Source organism: Streptomyces tuirus, assembly GCF_014701095.1.
GTDB classification, from domain to species: domain Bacteria; phylum Actinomycetota; class Actinomycetes; order Streptomycetales; family Streptomycetaceae; genus Streptomyces; species Streptomyces tuirus.
On record NZ_AP023439.1, the window covers coordinates 2,856,134 to 2,873,805 of the forward strand.

Annotated in this window: 9 protein-coding genes; 6 read left to right on the forward strand and 3 right to left on the reverse strand. The window is 73.6% G+C overall.

All coding sequences use genetic code 11. The features are described 5' to 3' along the window. Positions 1-275 precede the first annotated feature (275 nt). The 3 genes from prfB to IGS69_RS13155 form a co-directional block, all read right to left on the reverse strand. Complete coding sequence (gene prfB, locus IGS69_RS13145; RefSeq protein ID WP_190899397.1) at positions 276-1,379, reverse strand: peptide chain release factor 2; 1,104 nt, start codon at positions 1,377-1,379, stop codon at positions 276-278. A gap of 58 nt (positions 1,380-1,437) precedes the next feature. After that, positions 1,438-2,688 (reverse strand): serine/threonine-protein kinase, encoded by a 1,251-nt coding sequence (locus IGS69_RS13150; protein WP_190899399.1) that lies wholly within the window; start codon positions 2,686-2,688, stop codon positions 1,438-1,440. Positions 2,689-2,810: 122 nt separating this feature from the next. Next, a complete protein-coding gene (locus tag IGS69_RS13155; RefSeq protein WP_190899401.1) occupies positions 2,811-4,493 on the reverse strand; it encodes a serine/threonine-protein kinase in 1,683 nt (560 codons plus the stop codon). A gap of 411 nt (positions 4,494-4,904) precedes the next feature. Between IGS69_RS13155 and IGS69_RS13160 the strand changes: the two genes are divergently transcribed. From IGS69_RS13160 to IGS69_RS13185, 6 genes are all read left to right on the forward strand, one after another. After that, complete coding sequence (locus IGS69_RS13160; RefSeq protein WP_190899403.1) at positions 4,905-9,083, forward strand: FHA domain-containing protein; 4,179 nt, start codon at positions 4,905-4,907, stop codon at positions 9,081-9,083. 176 nt (positions 9,084-9,259) lie between these two features. Then, entirely contained in the window at positions 9,260-10,672 is a 1,413-nt protein-coding gene (locus tag IGS69_RS13165) for an ABC transporter substrate-binding protein (RefSeq protein WP_190899405.1), read from the forward strand. Between the two features lie 4 nt (positions 10,673-10,676). Continuing rightward, on the forward strand, positions 10,677-12,023 hold the full coding sequence (locus IGS69_RS13170) for a carbohydrate ABC transporter permease (protein WP_232543506.1): 1,347 nt from the start codon (positions 10,677-10,679) through the stop codon (positions 12,021-12,023). Further along, complete coding sequence (locus tag IGS69_RS13175; protein ID WP_190899406.1) at positions 11,981-12,880, forward strand: carbohydrate ABC transporter permease; 900 nt, start codon at positions 11,981-11,983, stop codon at positions 12,878-12,880. Before IGS69_RS13170 ends, IGS69_RS13175 begins: the two co-directional genes overlap by 43 nt. A gap of 142 nt (positions 12,881-13,022) precedes the next feature. Then, positions 13,023-15,287, forward strand: a complete 2,265-nt coding sequence (locus IGS69_RS13180) for a bifunctional glycosyltransferase/CDP-glycerol:glycerophosphate glycerophosphotransferase (RefSeq protein WP_190899407.1) — start codon at positions 13,023-13,025, stop codon at positions 15,285-15,287. 179 nt (positions 15,288-15,466) lie between these two features. After that, positions 15,467-17,665 (forward strand): bifunctional glycosyltransferase/CDP-glycerol:glycerophosphate glycerophosphotransferase, encoded by a 2,199-nt coding sequence (locus IGS69_RS13185; protein ID WP_190899408.1) that lies wholly within the window; start codon positions 15,467-15,469, stop codon positions 17,663-17,665. Positions 17,666-17,672 lie beyond the last annotated feature (7 nt).

Sequence of the window (17,672 nt, forward strand, 5' to 3'; positions counted from 1 at the left end):
AGTAGCTCATCGTCATTAGGCAGCGCTCGGGGCTGTGCTCGACGGGAGCGGCTGCGGTGAAAGGGCCCCCGGTTCACATGCGCCCCAGAGACACGCATGCCGCGCTTTACCCTTCCCATTTTTCAAGAGCACGTCAAGGTCGTTTACGGCCGCCATGTCCAACTACGGGAGCTATGCCGGGAGTCTGAGCCTGTGAGTGTGATGTAAAACCCGGACATCCGAGCACAGAAAAGGCAACTACCGCCCGGGGGGCGGCAGTTGCCTTGTCGACAAACTTACTTCTCCTGCTGCTTGCGCCAGCGAATTCCGGCTTCGATGAAGCCGTCGATCTCGCCGTTGAACACAGCCTCGGGGTTGCCGACCTCGAACTCGGTACGCAGGTCCTTGACCATCTGGTACGGGTGCAGGACATAGGAACGCATCTGGTTGCCCCAGGAGCTGCCGCCGTCCTTGAGGGCGTCCATCTTGGCCCGCTCCTCCTGGCGCTGCCGCTCCAGCAGCTTCGCCTGAAGGACGTTCATGGCGGTCGCCTTGTTCTGGATCTGCGAGCGCTCGTTCTGGCAGGAGACGACGATGCCGGTGGGGAGGTGGGTGAGACGCACCGCGGAGTCGGTGGTGTTGACGCCCTGGCCGCCGGGGCCGGACGAGCGGTACACGTCCACCCGCAGTTCGGACTCGTCGATCTCGATGTGGTCGGTCTGCTCCACCACGGGCAGGATCTCCACGCCCGCGAAGGAGGTCTGCCGCCGGCCCTGGTTGTCGAAGGGCGAGATGCGCACCAGCCGGTGCGTGCCCTGCTCGACGGAGAGGGTGCCGTACGCGTAGGGCGCCTGGACGGCGAAGGTGGTCGACTTGATGCCGGCCTCCTCCGCGTACGACGTCTCGTAGATCTCGGTCTTGTAGCCGCGCTGCTCGGCCCAGCGCAGGTACATGCGCTGGAGCTTCTCGGCGAAGTCGGCGGCGTCGACGCCGCCGGCCTCGGCGCGGATGTTCACCAGCGCCTCGCGGGAGTCGTACTCGCCGGAGAGGAGGGTGCGGACCTCCATCTCGTCCAGCGCCTTCTTCACGGCCGCGAGCTCGGACTCGGCCTCGGCACGGGTGTCCGGGTCGTCCTCCTCCTCGGCCATCTCGAAGAGGACGCCCAGGTCGTCGATGCGACCGCGCAGGGCCTCGGCCTTGCGCACCTCGGCCTGGAGGTGGGACAGCTTGCTGGTGATCTTCTGCGCCTCATCGGGGTTGTCCCAGAGGGACGGCGCGGCCGCCTGCTCCTCGAGCACGGCGATGTCTGCCCTCATCTTGTCGAGGTCCAGGACGGCCTCGATCGACTCCATGGTCGAGGAGAGGGACTTGAGCTCTTCGGATACATCGACGACTGCCACGCCCTCCAGCGTAACGGCTCCGCCCGGCGGCCATCGCCGGGCGGCCGGAGCGGGCGGCTCAGGGGGTCTGCGGCGCGGAGTTCTTCGTGTCCTGGGGAGGTGCGCCGCCGCCGTCGTCGTCCGACGTGGACAGCCAGGCGCCGACGCCGATCGCCGCCGTGAGGGCGACCGCGCCCGCTCCCAGGGCCACCCGGCGGCGCCGGGCGGCGGCGCGGTTGCGGGCCGAGCCGGGGCGGGGGGTGCCCGCGGTGCGCGGGGCCCGGGCGGTGCCGTGGGCGCCGCCGGCCAGCTCGTCGGGGGCGGGGACGCGCATCGAGGTGTGGGTGTCGCGGTTGGAGTCGGCCGGCTTCGCGCCCGGCACCAGGGGGACCGCGCCCCGCCGCCGGACGCGCTCCCCGGTCGGCGCCGGTCCGGCGGGCTGCTCCTCGCCGTCGGCCTCCCGCGTGGGCTCGGTGTCCGGCTCGTCGACCTCCAGCGGGGGCATGCCCGACAGCATCGGCAGCAGTTCCCGCAGCCGGGCCCCGAGCTCCGAGGCCCGCAGCCGCGACGCCGGGGCCTTGGCCAGGCACTGCACCAGCAGCTGCCACAGCTCGTCCGGGATGCCGGGCAGCGGGACGACCGTCTCCGTGACGTGCCGGCGCAGGACCGCGCCGGGGTGGCCGCCGCCGAACGGCGTGAAGCCCGCCAGCAGCTCGTAGAGGACGGTGGCGAGCGCGTAGATGTCGACGGACGCGCGCGGGGGCAGGCCCTCGACGATCTCCGGGGCGAGGTAGTCCGGAGTGCCGATGATCTTCGTGGCCTTGGTACGGCGCGGGGTGTCGATGAGTTTGGCCACGCCGAAGTCGGTCAGCAGCGCGCGGTGTGAGCCGCCGGGGCCGAGCGGGCCCTGCATGTCCAGGAGCACGTTCTCCGGCTTGACGTCCCGGTGCACGACGCCTGCGGCGTGCGCGGCGGCCAGTCCGTCGGCGATGTCGGCCGCGATCGCGACGGCCGCCTCGGGGGCCAGGCGCCGGTCCCGGTCCAGCCGGGTGCGCAGGTCCGTGCCGCGGACGAGGTCCATGACGAGCGCCAGGTCGTTGCCGTCGACGACCAGGTCCCGCACCGACACCACGTGCGGGTGCTCCAGGCCGAGCAGGGCCGTGCGCTCCTGGACGAAGCGGCCGACGAGTTCCTCGTCGGACGAGAGGTCCTCGCGCAGCAGCTTGATGGCGACGGGGCCTTCGGGGCCCTCGCCCAGCCACACCGTGCCGGCGCTGCCCCGCCCGAGGATCTGGTGGGCGGTGTACCGGCTGCCGATCTTCCGTGCCAAGACTGCTCCTACCGACGCGTGTTGTCGCTAAAACTACGCGTCCGGAGAGCCAACCTTCACCGTGGAGGCGGAAATCACCCGCCGGGTGTCGACAAATCACCAACCCCGCGGGGCGGTTCCGGTCAGTTCGTGCCGGAACTGCTCCCGCCGAGCTTCTCGAACCAGCCGGCCACGGTGCTGAACCAGTCGGTGAGCTGGTCCCAGTAGCCCTTGCCGGTGCCGATCCACTCCTGCAGCGGGCTCAGTTCCCAGACCAGCCAGCCCGCGACGAACAGGATGACGATCGTGAACAGGCAGCCCTTCAGGCAGCCGAGTCCGGGGATCCGCATCGGGTTGGCGCTGCGCTGGCGCGGCTGCCGGGGCTCGCGCTGGGGCCGCTGCGGCTGCTGAGGCTGGGCCGGGGGCGCGGGCGGGGCGTAGCGCTGCGGCGGCTGGGGGCGCTGGGGCTGCGGGGCGTACTGCTGTGGCTGCTGCTGCGGGTGGCCGTAGCCGGGTCCGGGCGGGGGTGCCTGGCGGCGCGGGGGCTGCTGCGGCCGGGCGACCTGGCGCTGGGGGCGGCGGCGCAGCGGGTCCTCGTTCGGGTCGAGGTACTGCACCTGGGTCTGCTCGTTGCGGTCGCGGGCCGCCCGCAGCTGGTTCTGCCAGGGGTGCGGGTCCTCCGGGCCGCCCTGCTGTCCGGGGTGGCCGGGCGAGCCCGGCGGGACCGGCGGCATGACGGCGGTGGGGTCGGCGGCGCCCCGGTGGTTCATGACGGCGGTGGGGTCGGCGGCGCCGGCCGGGCCGCCGGTGTGCGGCATGACGCTGGTCGCGGCGTTCGGGTCGTACGAGCCCGCGCCCTGCGGGAGGACCTGGGTGGGGTCGGCCGCGCCCGGTGTGTCGGGCACCGGCGCGGGGGCCGGGTCGGGCACGAGGAGCATGCCGACGCCCTCGGCGGCGGCGATCTGCGCGGAGTTCGCATGCACCCCGATGCCCTCGGCGGCGACGCGCAGGCCGCGGGCGAGGTTCTCGGCGCTGGGCCGCTCGTCCGGGTTCTTGCGCAGGCAGCGCTCGATGACCGTCCACAGCGGGTCGGGGACCGTGGAGGGGCGGCGCGGCTCGGCGCTGAGGTGCTGGTGCAGGACTTCCAGGGCGGAGCCGCCGGAGAACGGCGGGCGGCCGGTGACCAGCTCGTACAGCAGGATGCCGGCGCCGTAGATGTCGACGGCGGAGGTCTGCGGGCGGCCCTCGGCGGATTCGGGCGCGACGTACGCGGGCGTGCCCACGAACTCCTGGGTGCGGGTCAGTCCCGGGGAGTCGGCGAGGCGGGCGATGCCGAAGTCGGTCAGCAGCGGGTGCATCTGCCCGTCGTACTGCTGGAGCAGGACGTTGGCCGGCTTGAGGTCGCGGTGGACGACGCCGTCGGCGTGGCTGGCGGCGAGCGCGTCGGCGATCTGGGCGGTGAGCAGGGCGGCGGCGACCGGGGTGAACGGCCCGTTCTCGCGCAGGTAGCGGTGCAGGTCGGGGCCCTCGACGAGGTCCATGACCAGCGCCAGCAGCTCGCCCTCGACGACCAGGTCACGGACCCGGACGATGTTCGGGTGGGTCAGCCGCAGCAGGACGGACCGCTCGCGCAGGAACCGCATGACGATGTCCGGGTCGCCGGCCAGCTCCTCTTTGAGGACCTTGATCGCGACGGTCTCGCCGGGCTGCCCCGGCACGGCCGCCTCGGCGCCCGCGGTCTCGCGCTGGCGGGCGCGCCAGACGGTGCCCGTGGCGCCGCGTCCGAGCGGCTCCTCGAGGAGGTACTTGCTGCCTACCGGCCGCACGTCATGCGCTCCCTGGTGCTTGCCTTGCCTGCTGGCCTGTCCGACCCACTGTAGTGCCGGGGGGCCGGGGACCGGTGTGCCGTGTTTCTGTGCGTCTCACGCAGTGGGTCCTACGGAGTGGGTCATGGGTCCTGCGTAGTGGGTCTTACGTAACGGCCGTCACAGCCGTTCGAAGGAAAGACGCTCACCTCGGTCGTGTGGTTGCCGGGAGTGAGCGTGAGTGATCTCAAGCGGTCGCCTGTGGGTCATCTCTCAGGCACTTTTGCGGGCAGAGCCGACCAATCAAGATCACCTTTTCCGGAGCGAGGGGCGCACTGTCAGTGGCAGGTGCGAGGATGCTGGCAGTACTGGCCGACGTGCTGGGGCGGGGTGGGGGACTCCGCGCCCGGGCAGAAGGGACCGCTGACGGCGATGCAGATCCGGCTGACCGTCGTAGATCCGCTGGGCCCGTCGGCGCCGGCGCGGGACCGCGCCCCGCGCAGCGACGTGCTGGTCACGGCGCCCGCCGGTACGGCGCTCGCCGCGGTGGCGTCCGCGCTCGCCCAGGTGGTCTCCGGTGGTGACGGCTCGGGCACACCTGTGCTGTACGCCGGGGAGCAGCGGCTCGACGCCCAGCGCTGCACGCTCGGCGAGCCCCCGCTGACCGACGGTGCCGTGCTGTCCGTGGGTGCGCCGGGCGAGCCCGAGCCTCATCCCGAGCTGGACGACGCCCCGGCCCAGCTCCAGGTCGTGGCCGGCCCGGACGCCGGCGGTGTCCATCTCCTGCACGGCGGTGAGATCCGCGTCGGCCGCTCCGCCGACGCCGATGTGCCGCTCGACGACCCGGACGTCTCCCGGCTGCACTGCGCGGTGACGGTGAGCGCGGACGGCCGCGTCGCGGTCGCCGACCTGGACTCCACGAACGGCACGACGGTGAACGGCGTACGGGTCGGCGGCCGGGCGGTGTCCTTCGCGCCGGGTGCGCTGCTGCGGATCGGTGAGTCGGCCCTGCGGCTGGCTCCCGCCGGGGGGCCGGGGGGCCGGGTCGAGACGACGCCGGACGGCGAGGGGCACGTGCGCGTGGCCTGCCCCGCCGGAGAGGCGGCCGCCTCGCCCGCGCCCGTGGCCGGCCCGGGGCCGGCGAGGCCCGCCGGTCCCACGCACCACTCCTACGGCTCTGCGGCCTGGGCCAGGCCCGGCGCCTCCGGGAGCGGCGCGGCCGATCCGGCCGTGGTGCCCGGGCAGGGCGGGGCCCCGCTGATCGAGAGCGAGGGCCCGGGCGCGGCGTCCGAACGGCCACGCCCTGCGGGCAGCGGCGGTGAGACCCACACGGAGGGCACTGGGAGCGGGGTGCCCGCCGGGGGTGCGGCCCGCACAGGGGACAGCCGTGGCCGGACGCCCGACCAGGGCGCCGGGAGCGGGGTACGCGCCGGGGACGGCTCGAGCGAGGTGCCGCCCCGGGGCGCCGGCCGGAGCCAGGCACCCTCTCCGGGCACGGGGCGTACGGCCCCCACCGGGGACAGCTGGAGTCAGGCGTCCGCCCAGGGCACCGGAGGCGCGGCCCACGCCGGGGACGGCTGGAGCGAGGTGCCGCCCCGGGGCGGCGGAGGTACCGGGGACCGTTGGAGTCAAGCGTCCGCCCAGGGCGGCGGAGGCGCGGCCCACGCCGGGGACGGCTGGAGCGAGGTGCCGCCTCAGGGCGGCGGACGTACCGGGGACAGCTGGAGTCAGGCACCCGCCCAGGGCACCGGAGGCGCCGCCCGCACGGGAGACGGCCGGGGCGAGGTGCCGCCCCAGGGCGCCCGGCGCGCGGGGAACGGCACGAGCCAGGCGCCCGCCCCGGGCACCGAGGACGCGGCACGTGCGCAGGCCGGAGCCGCAGGGACCGCCTTCGAGACCCACGGGACGCCCACCCGGCAGCCCGAGGCCGCTCAGGGGCCGTCTCCCCTCACTCCTCCCGGCTCCCCGGCCCGGCCGGTGGGCGGCGCCGGGGACACGCACGCGGGTGGTTCCGGGCTCGACGCGTTCGGCGTCGCGGACGGAACCGGTCCTCATCTCCGCCAGACGGACGGGCCGGCCGCCCCCGACGACCCGGCCCTGGCGGACCAGCGCTCCGGCCGCGGGCGCAAAGGCACGCCCCTCCGGGGCACCGACGTACCTCCGGGGACCCGCAGGCGCGGCGGACTCGGGGCGTGGGCCCGGCGGCTGGCCGGAGGGCGTGGCGAGCAGACCGCTCAGGCGCCCGAGGCATACGAGGACGAGCCGGCCGCCGGCGTCGCGGCCGAGCACCACCCGGTCGCCGCGCCGGCCGCCCCGGAGACCTGGCCGGACCCGGCCACGCTGCTGCTCACGGCCCTCGGGCCCGGGCCGCGGCTGTGGGAGCGCGGCTCCGGTCACCCGGAGGCGCTGGCCGTGCGCCTCGGTACGGCCGACCGGGCGGCACCGGACGGCTCGGGCCTGCTGCCCGCCGTACCCGTGACCGCCGGGCTGCGCGAGGTCGGCGCCCTGGGGCTGGCCGGGCCGCGGGCACGGCTGGCCGGGCTGACCCGCGCGGTCCTGGCCCAGCTCACCACGCTGCACTCCCCCGACGTGCTGGAGATCGTCCTGATCGCCGCGGACCGCTCGCGTTCCCTGGAGGAGCGCACCGCCGAATGGTCCTGGCTGGGCTGGCTGCCGCACGTCCGTCCGGGGCACGGGCAGGACTGCCGGCTGCTCCTGGCCCACGACCGCGAACAGGCCGCGGCCCGCATCGACGAACTCACCCGCCGCCTGGAGGACCAGCTCGCGGATGCGGCGGCCCCGGGCCCCGGCCCGGCAGGAAGCGTCGGTATGCCGACGAGCACCTCAGTGAGTGGCGGCCCGCGGTCCTCCGGCGCCGCCCCGTCCCCGGACCACTCCGTCCCCGGCCCCCGCCGCCCCTCCTGGGCCCGGGACGACGACGCCGGTGCCGACGCGGCGGCCGCCTTCCCCGGTCCGTACACCGTCGTGGTCGTCGACGGCGACCCCGGCGGCGCCGACCTGCGCAAAGCCGTCGCGCGGCTGGCGCTGGAGGGCCCCCGGGCCGGGATACACGTCGTATGCCTGGCCGAGACGGCCGCCGCCTCCCCGGCCTCGCCGGTGACGGAGACCTACGAGGCGGCCTGCGCGGTGGCACCGACCTTCCGGCAGTGCGGCGCGGTCGCGCTGCTCAGCGGGGACGTGGCGACGGCCCTGCGGCTGATGCGCGTGGCCCGGGTGGGCGGTGACGGCTCACCTGCCGGGCCTGCCGGGCCCGTCGGGCACGGCACCGTCGCCACCGTCGACGCCGTCTCCGCGGCCTGGGCCGAGCGGTTCGCGCGGGCGCTGGCGCCGCTGCGGACGGACGGCCCGGCGAGCGAGCGCCAGCCGCGCGTCTCCGCACCGCTGCCGCAGGCGGCCCGCCTGCTGGACGAGCTGGGCCTGGCGCGCGCCACCCCGGCGTCGCTGATGGCGCGCTGGGCGGACGCGGCCGACGACGCCGAGGCGCTGGGCGGCCGGGTGCGCGCGGTGCTGGGCGCCGGGCCGCGCGGCCCGGTCTGCGCGGACCTCGCGGTCCAGGGGCCGCACCTGCTGATCGAGGGCCCGCCGGGCAGCGGCCGTACGGAGCTGCTGCGGGCGGTCGTCGCGTCCCTGGCCGCCGCCGAGCGGCCGGACCGCCTCGGCATCGTGCTGGTCGACGGCCGGGGCGGCCCGGGCGCGGGCGGCGGGCACGGCGAGGGCCTGCGGGTGTGTACGGACGTACCGCATGTCACCACGCTGCTCATGGCCCACGACCCGGTCCGGATGCGGGAGTTCGCGCAGTCCCTGAGCGCCGAGCTGAAGCGGCGCGCCGAGCTGCTCGGGCGGTCCGACTTCGCCGAGTGGCACACCGGGCGGGAGCTGTCGGGCCGGATGGTCGCCCAGCGCACGGCGACGGCGCGGGGCGGTGAGCGGGCCGAGACCGCGTCCCAGACAGGAGCCGGGGACCTCGACTCCCCTTCCAGTTCGACCATGCGGCTGCGGCCGGGAGCGGCCCGGCGGCAGACGGAGGCGGCCGCGCCGCCGCTCCCCCGGCTCGTCGTGGTCGTCGACGACCTGGACGCCCTGGTCTCCCCGGCGCTCGGCTCGACCGGGCGGCCCGCGGCCGGCTCGGTGATGCGCGCGCTGGAGGCCGTGGCCAGAGAGGGCGAGCGGCTCGGCGTCCACCTGGTGGCGGCCACCGGCCCCTGCGCCCGTACGGCGGAGACGGAACCGGCGCGCCGGGCCACCCTGCGCGTCACGCTCGACACGCCCGCCCCGGGACGTGGGGGCACCGCCCTGTTCGAGCGAAGCCGAGAACTTGGGGGAGAGCCCGCGCCCGGCCGCGGGAGGCTCACCGGCCCGGACGGACGGGTCACCCCGTTCCAGGGCGGCCGGGTCACCGGCCGGATCCCCCGGACGGCGACGCTGCGCCCCACGGTCGTGCCTCTGGAATGGCACCGCATGGGTGACCCTCCGGCCCGCCGTCCGGTGCGGGAGCTCGGAAACGGCCCCACCGACCTGGCACTGTTGGCCAGCGCGCTGGAAAGGGCGGCGCGGGAGGTCGCGGCGGCGAAGGTGCCGTCGCTCCTGTGATCGAGGACGGCCGTCGGCCCCACCCGGCGTCATGGGACCGCGTCCCTGGTCACGAGGGAGTCACGATCCCCCACTTGACAGCCGACGCCATCTTGCCGCCCCCGCACACCCGGGCGTAGACCAGATCGCACGGGAGCGCGCTCGACGTTCGACGAGGAACGAAGAACGGGGCAGTCATGCGCATGACGAGCAGCACCATCCGGACACGCTGGTCGCCCAAGCCGGACACGGCGACCCCCCAGCACCGCAGAGCCGCCAAGGCAGCGGCCGCCGTCGCCGCGGGAGCCCTCGCGCTCTCGCTGTCCGCCTGCGGAAGCAGCGACGAAGGCAGCGGTGGGAGCACGGGCGACACCGACGACACCACCAACAACGTCACCCTTCCGAAGCTGGACGGGACGAGCCTCGAGGTCGCCGCCGTGTGGAGCGGCACCGAACAGGCCAACTTCAAGAAGGTCCTGCAAGAGTTCGAGAAGCGCACGGGCGCCAAGGTCACGTTCGTGCCCGCGCAGGACCCCATCATCAACTTCATCGGCTCGAAGGTGGCCGGCGGGCAGCCGCCGGACATCGCGATGCTGCCGCAGCCCGGCGCCATCAAGCAGGCCGTCGACAAGGGCTGGGCCAAGGAGCTGGGCTCCGAAGCCGTCAAGGAGCTCGGGGAGAACTACTCGCAGGGCTGGCAGGACATCGGCAAGGTGAGCGGCAAGCCGTACGGCGTCTACTACAAGGCCGCCAACAAGTCCCTGATCTGGTACAACAACCAGGTCTTCGAGAACGCCGGGGCGAGTGAGCCCGAGACCTGGCCGGATCTGCTGAACACCGCGCAGACGGTCTTCGACTCCGGCGTCACCCCGTTCTCCATCGGCGGCGCCGAGGGCTGGACGCTGACCGACTGGTTCGAGAACGTGTACCTCTCCCAGGCCGGGCCGGAGAAGTACGACCAGCTGGCCAAGCACGAGATCAAATGGACGGACCCGTCCGTGAAGGACGCCCTGACTACGCTCGCGCAGGTCTGGGGCAAGCCGGACTGGATCGCGGGCGGGGCGAGCGGGGCCTTGCAGACCGACTTCCCGGCGTCCGTCACCCAGGTGTTCACCGGCGGGGACCAGCCCAAGGCCGCCATGGTGGCCGCGGGCGACTTCGCGCAGGTCAACATCCCCTCCAGCATGAAGATCGGCACGGACGCGAAGGTGTTCCCGTTCCCGGCGGTCGGTGACAACGGACCGGTGGTCTCGGGCGGCGACGCGGCCGTGATCCTCCAGGACTCGAAGGGGTCGCAGGCCCTGGCCACCTGGCTCGCCTCCCCGGACGCGGCGTCGATCCAGGCCAAGCTCGGCGGCTACCTCTCGCCGAACAAGAACGTGCCGAACTCCGACTATCCGAACGCGGTGCAGCAGAAGATCGCCAAGGCGCTCATCGACGCCGGTGACGACTTCCGCTTCGACATGTCCGACCAGGCCCCCCAGGCCTTCGGCGGAACGCCCGGCAAGGGCGAGTGGAAGATCCTCCAGGACTTCCTGAAGAACCCGAAGGACATCGCGGGGACCCAGGCGAAGCTGGAGGCCGAAGCGGCCGCGGCCTACGGGAACTGACGTCATGACGTCGGTCTCGGCGGCAGGGGGCGACAAGCCCCCTGCCGCTCCCAAGTCGCGCAAGAGTGTGACCGGCACCCGCAGGACCGTCGCGGCGCTGTTCCTGCTCCCCGCGCTCGTCCTGCTCGGCGCGCTCGTGGTGTACCCGATCGGGTACTCGGTCGTGCGCAGTTTCTACGACCAGTCCGGTGACGGCTTCGCCGGAATAGACAACTACAAGTCCCTCTTCACCGACGAGGGCATCCGCACCGCGCTGAAGAACAACATCATCTGGGTGGTGTTCGCGCCGACGATCGCGACGGCGCTCGGCCTGATCTTCGCGGTGCTGACCGAACGGGTGCGCTGGGGTACGGCGTTCAAGCTGGTCGTCTTCATGCCGATGGCGATCTCGATGCTGGCGGCGGGCATCATCTTCCGCCTGGTGTACGACCAGGACCCGGACAAGGGCGTCGCGAACGCGGTGTGGGTGGGCGTGCACGACACGTTCGCCCAGGCGTCGGCGTTCCCGAAGGCCCACCCGGGCCGGGAATCGCCGCTGAAACCGGCCGGTGGGGGCGCGTTCATCACCGCCTCGCCCGTCCGCACGGGCGAGGCGGTCCTGCTGCCCCTGGTGGGTGTGGCGCCCGATCTGATGCCCGACGGGGCCAAGACCGCGGTGGCGCCGAAGCCCGAGCCGGACAAGATCACGGGCACGACCTGGCAGGACTTCACCCGCGGCCAGGGCGTCGGCAAGCTCAACAGCGTCGACCCGGCCGAACTGGGCTATGCCGGGATGAAGGTCGAGGCCGTGAAGGACGGGAAGGTGGTGGCGTCGGCGACGGCCGCCGACGACGGCACCTTCACACTGCCCGCCGCGGCCGACGGGTCCCAACTCCGGCTCCCGGCCAGCAACTTCAAGGATCCGTACAACGGCCTGGACTGGCTCGGCCCGTCCCTGGTCACCCCGGCCATCATCGGCTCGTACATCTGGATGTGGGCCGGCTTCGCGATGGTGCTGATCGCGGCCGGGCTCGCCAGCGTGCCCCGGGAGCTGATGGAGGCGGCCCGGGTCGACGGCGCGAGCGAGTGGCAGGTGTTCAGACGCATCACGGTGCCGCTGCTGGCGCCGGTCCTCGCGGTCGTCGCCGTCACCCTGATGATCAACGTGCTGAAGATCTTCGACCTGGTCTTCATCATCGCCCCGGGCTCCTCCCAGGACGACGCGAACGTCCTCGCCCTGGAGCTGTACCGCAAGGGCTTCTCCGAGGACCAGCCGGGCATCGCCAGCGCCATCTCGGTGTTCCTGCTGCTCCTGGTGATCCCGGTGATGTGGTTCAACGTGCGCAGACTGCGACGGGAGGTGCGGCGGTGAAGGGCGAGAAGTCGCTGGGTTCGCGGCTCGCCGAGGCGGTCAGCGGCGGGGTGCTGCGGGTGTTCCTCATCGTCGTCGGACTGTTCTGGCTGGTGCCGACGATCGGGCTGCTGCTGTCCAGTCTCCGCTCCCCGGAGGACATCGCGGCGAGCGGCTGGTGGAAGGTGTTCACCGAGCCCTCCCAGATCACCTTCGACAGCTACCGGAAGCTGCTGGAGAACGAGGACATCACCAGCAGCCTGCTGAACACGGTGTGGATCACCGTCCCGGCGACCCTGCTGGTGGTGATCATCGGCTCGCTGGCCGGCTACGCCTTCGCCTGGATGGAGTTCCCGGGCCGGGACTGGTGGTTCCTGGGCGTGGTCGGCCTGTTGGTCGTGCCCGTGCAGGTGGCGCTGATCCCGATCGCCGAACTCTTCGGCAGCATCGGCATTTTCGGCTCGGTGCTCGGCGTGGTGCTCTTCCACGTCGGTTTCGGCCTGCCGTTCGCGGTGTTCCTGCTGCGGAACTTCTTCGCGGAGATCCCGCGCGAGCTGCTGGAGGCGGCGCGTCTGGACGGGGCGGGTGAACTGCGCCTGTTCTTCCGTGTCGTGATGCCGCTGGGCGGTCCGGCGATCGCCGCGCTCGGCATCTTCCAGTTCCTGTGGGTGTGGAACGACATGCTGGTCGCGCTGATCTTCTCGGACTCCGGGAGCCAGCCGATCACGGTCGCCCTCCAGACGCAGGTACGGCAGTTCGGCAACAACATCGACGTGCTGGCACCCGGCGCGTTCATCTCGATGGTGGTCCCGCTGGCCGTCTTCTTCGCGTTCCAGCGGCAGTTCGTGTCCGGCGTCATGGCGGGCGCGGTCAAGTAGCGCTTACACCAAGGCAGTTGGAGGGGCGGGCCGGCGGCGGTCCGCCCCTTCCGCGTTCCCCCGGATGCCGTAGCAACCGTAACCAAGTCGGCCCTGCGGCCGTTCCCGGGCCGAACGCCCGCGCCGACCGATGGATGGCCTCTTGCCCAGGTTCAGTGTCATTGTCCCCGCGTACCAGGTTCAGGCGTACCTGCACGAGTGCCTCGAATCGGTGCTCTCCCAGTCCTGTCCCGATCTGGAACTGATCGTCGTCGACGACTGCTCGCCGGACGCGTGCGGCGCGATCATCGACGAGTTCGCCGCCCGCGACGCGCGCGTACGTCCCGTGCATCTGCCGGAGAACGTCGGCCTGGGCCGCGCGAGAAACGCCGGCGTGGCGCACGCGAGCGGCGACTACCTGCTGTTCCTGGACAGCGACGACACCCTGACGCCCGACGCGCTGCGCTCGATCGCCGACCGGCTGAAGGAGACCGGCGAGCCGGACGTGCTGGTGTTCGACTACGCGCGCACCTACTGGACGGGTGAGGCGATCCGCAACCAGGCGGCCCTGCAGCTGACCGAGCAGGGCCCGGCCCCGTTCCGGCTGGAGGACCGGCCGGGGCTGCTGCGGCTGCTGATGGTCGCCTGGAACAAGGCCTACCGGCGGGAGTTCGTCGAGCGGGAGGGGTTCGCCTTCCCGCCCGGCGTCTACGAGGACACACCGTGGACGTACCCGGTGCTGATGACCGCCGACTCGATCGCGACCCTCGACCGGGTCTGCGTGCACTACCGGCAGCGGCGGCAGGGCAGCATCCTGCGCACCACCAGCGAACGGCACTTCGACGTCTTCGAGCAGTACGAGCGGGTCTTCGCGTTCGTCGACGAGCGCCCCCAACTGGCCCAGTGGCGGCCGGTGTTGTTCCGCCGCATGGTGCACCATCTGGCGATCGTGTACTCGCGGCGGGACCGGCTGCCGCGGGGCTCGCGCGCCGACTTCCTGCGCCGGGCCCGCGCCCAGTACCGGCGCTACCGCACCCCCGGCGTGCCCGTGCCCCTGCGCTGCCGGATCCACCACGTCCTGATCCGCTTCGGCCTGCACCGCACCTACCGCTCCCTCCAGCTGGCCTCGGCCCTGCAGCGCGCCGCCGCCCGGACCACGGGGAAGCTGCTGCGGGGTCTGCGGTCGGCCGCCCTCAGGACCCACTACCGCGTGCAGCGCTGCCTGCCGCTGCGCGCCGACCGCGCCGCGTTCACCGCCTACGACGGCCGCGGGCACGGCTGCAACCCGGGCGCGCTGGAGAGCGCGTTCCGCGAGCTCGCGCCGCACATCCGCACGGCGTGGATCGCCCGCCGCGAGCACCACCACACGATCCCGCCCGGCCCGCGCCGCGTCGTGCCCGGGACGGCCGCCTACTGGACGGCGCTCGCCCGCTCCCGCTACCTGGTCAGCAACACCGGCTTCGACGACCGCCTGGCCAAGCGCCGGGGCCAGATCCTGATCCAGACCGGGCACGGCACCCCCCTCGGCCACCTCGGCCTCGACCTCCAGGAGCGCCCGGCCGCGGCCCGCGGCCGGGATTTCGCGCGGCTGCTGAAGGACGTCGACCGGTGGGACTACGTGCTGTCCGCCAACCGCCACACCACGCTGACCCATGAGCGCGTCCACCCGGGCCGCTACACTATGCTGGAGTACGGCTACCCCCGCAACGACGTGTTCCGGACGGCGACCCCGGCGGACGTGGCCCGGCTGCGCGCCTCGCTCGGCATCCCGCGGGGCGCGGTGGCGATCCTGTACGCACCGACGCACCGCGACTACCGCCGCTCCCAGCGCCACGCCCTCGACCTCCAGCGGATCGTGCGCCGCCTCGGCCCGCGCTTCGTCGTCCTGGCCCGCGCCCACCACGCCTACGACGCCCCGCTGACCAGCACCTGCGGCCGGGTGGTCGACGTCTCCGACCACCCGAGCGTGGAGTCGCTCTGCCTGGCGTCGGACGCCCTGGTCACGGACTACTCGTCGCTGATGTTCGACTACGCCAACCTGGACCGGCCGATCGTGGTCCACGCCGACGACTGGGATGCGTACGACGCGGCCCGGGGCACCTACTTCGACGTGCGCGATGTCCCGCCGGGCGCGGTCGCTCGCGGGGAGGACGAGCTGATCGACATCTTCGCCACGGGCCACTGGCGCGGCTCCCGCTCGGCCCAGCTGCGGGCGGCGTTCCGCGAGCGGTTCTGCACCTACGACGACGGCCGGGCCGCCGAGCGGGTCGTGCGCCGGGTCGTCCTCGGGGAGTCGGAGCTGCCGCCGGTCGTGCCGCTCGCCGAGCGCCGCCCGGTGCCGTCGGCGGCGGCGGCGTCGCTGACGCGCGATCCGCTCACCACGGTGCCGCTGCCGGCCGGCCCGCACGCCGTCACCGACAGCCTCTGACCACGGTTCTCACCCGGGGAGTCCGCATGCCCTCCAGCCCGTCGCGGCCGACACCGTCCCGGCCGCCCTCCTGGCGGCCGTCGGGGCGTCCGGGACGCCCGCGCGCCGGGTGACCGCGCGCCGTGTGAGACGCCCCCCACCACCACCCTGCGACGACCGCCCTCGACAGAAAGAGCAGAATGCCCCGCTTCAGCATCGTCGTCCCGTCCCATGGGGTCGCGGGCCGGCTGTCCCTGGCGCTGGACTCCGTCCTCGCCCAGTCGTTCGGCGACTTCGAGCTGATCCCGGTGTGCGACGCACCCGACGCCCCGGCGGCCGAGGTCGTCGCCGGGTACGCCGAGCGGGACTCCCGGGTGACGCCGGTGCACTCGCCGCCGTCGGCCGGTCTGGCCGGGGCGCGCAACGCCGGGCTGAAGGCGGCGGTCGGCGGCCATGTGCTCTTCCTCGACGGCGACGACGTCCTGGTCCCGGGGGCGTTGGCGGCCCTGGACGCCCGGCTGGGCGCGGTGGGCGACGTCGATGTCCTGTACTTCGAGCACGAGCGCACCCCCTGGTGGGAGGGCGAGCCGACCAACCCGGCGGCGCCCCTGCTCGCCCGGACGCCGGAGGGGGCCTTCTCCCCGGGCCGGGCCCCGCAGCTGACGGGCGTGGCGCTCCCGGCGTGGAGCGCGCTCTACCGCCGGGCCTTCCTCACCGAGCGGGATCTCGCCTTCCCCGGGGACCACTTCACCGACGTCGGCTTCGGCGGTCTGGTCGCCCTGCGGGCGGAGCGGGTGGCGACCCTGCGCTCGGTCGTCGTCCGGCATCTGCTGCGCCGGCAGGGCAACCGGCTGGGCCTGCCCGGCGAGCACCACGCCGAGTTGCTGGACCAGACCGAGCTGGTGCTGACGCGGGCCGCGGAGCAGGGCCTGCCGGCGGACCGGCTGAAGCCGCTGTTCGAACAGCTCTTCGCCGCCGTGCTGAAGACGGCCGCCCACCCACGGCGGCTGACGTCCGGACGCCGGGCCTTCTTCCGGCGGGCGAGCGCGCTCTACCGGCGGCACCGCCCCGCCGGATACCGGGCGCCCGGCGGCAGCGTCGGCGTCCAGCACCGGCTGCTGGCCTCGGGGTCGTACGCGGCGTTCCGCTCCCTGCGCGCCGCCCGCCGGACGGCGGCGCGGGCCGCCGCGCTGCTCCCCCGCCCGCGGGGACTGCGCACCCGGCTGCGCTATGCGGCGGCGCTGCGCATGCCGCTCGACCGGAACCTCGTCGTGTACTGCGCGTACTGGGGCCGCGGCTACGCCTGCAACCCGGCCGCGATCCACGCCAAGGCCCGGGCACTCGCGCCGCACCTGCGCGCGGTGTTCCTGGTGGAGCCGGACGCGGTGCGCAGTGTGCCGCCGGGCGTCGAGCACGCGGTGATCGGCAGCCGGAGGTACTGGCAGCTGCTGGCCCGCGCGAAATATCTGGTCAACAACGCCAACTTCGCGGACGCCGTGGTCAAGCGCCCCGGCAGCGTGCACCTCCAGACCCAGCACGGCACCCCGCTGAAGACGATGGGCGCCGACCAGGCGACGTACCCCGTGGTGGCGGCGGCGACCGGCAGCTTCGCCAAGCTGCTGGCCCGGGTGGACCGCTGGGACTACAACCTGACCTCCAACCGGCACTCCACCGAGATGTGGGAGCGGGCGTTCCCGAGCGCGCACGAGACGCTCGAGTACGGCTATCCGCGCAACGACGTCTACTGCACGGCGTCCGCCGAGGACGTCGCCCGCGTCCGCAGGGAACTGGGCGTCCCCGACGGCAAGAAGGCCCTGCTCTACGCGCCCACGCACCGTGACTACGCCACCGGCTTCGAGACGGGCCTGGACCTCGCGGAGTTCTGCGAGGCGATCGGCGACGACTACGTGGTGCTGCTGCGCGCCCACTACTTCTACGACCAGGGGTCGAGCCGGGGCGGCGGGCGGATCATCGACGTCACCGGGCACCGCTCGTCGGAGGACGTCTGCCTGGCCGCGGACGCGCTGATCACGGACTATTCGTCGATCATGTTCGACTACGCCAACCTGGACCGTCCGATCGTCGCCTACGCCGACGACTGGGACGTCTACCGGGAGACCCGGGGCGTCTACTTCGACCTGATGGAGCTCCCGCCGGGCCGGGTCGCCCGGACGCCCGGGGAACTGGCGGCCGTCTTCCGCGACGGCTCCTACGCGGACGAGACCGCCACGGCGCTGCGGGCCGCCTTCCGGAAGCGCTTCTGCCAGTTCGACGACGGGCTGGCCGCCGAGCGCGTCGTGCGCCGGGTGCTGCTCGGCGAGCCGCCCGAGTCGATCCCGCCCGTGATCCGGCTCGCGGAGCGCGTCCCGGCCCCCGCCGCCACCCTCGTAAGGAGCTGACCGAAGA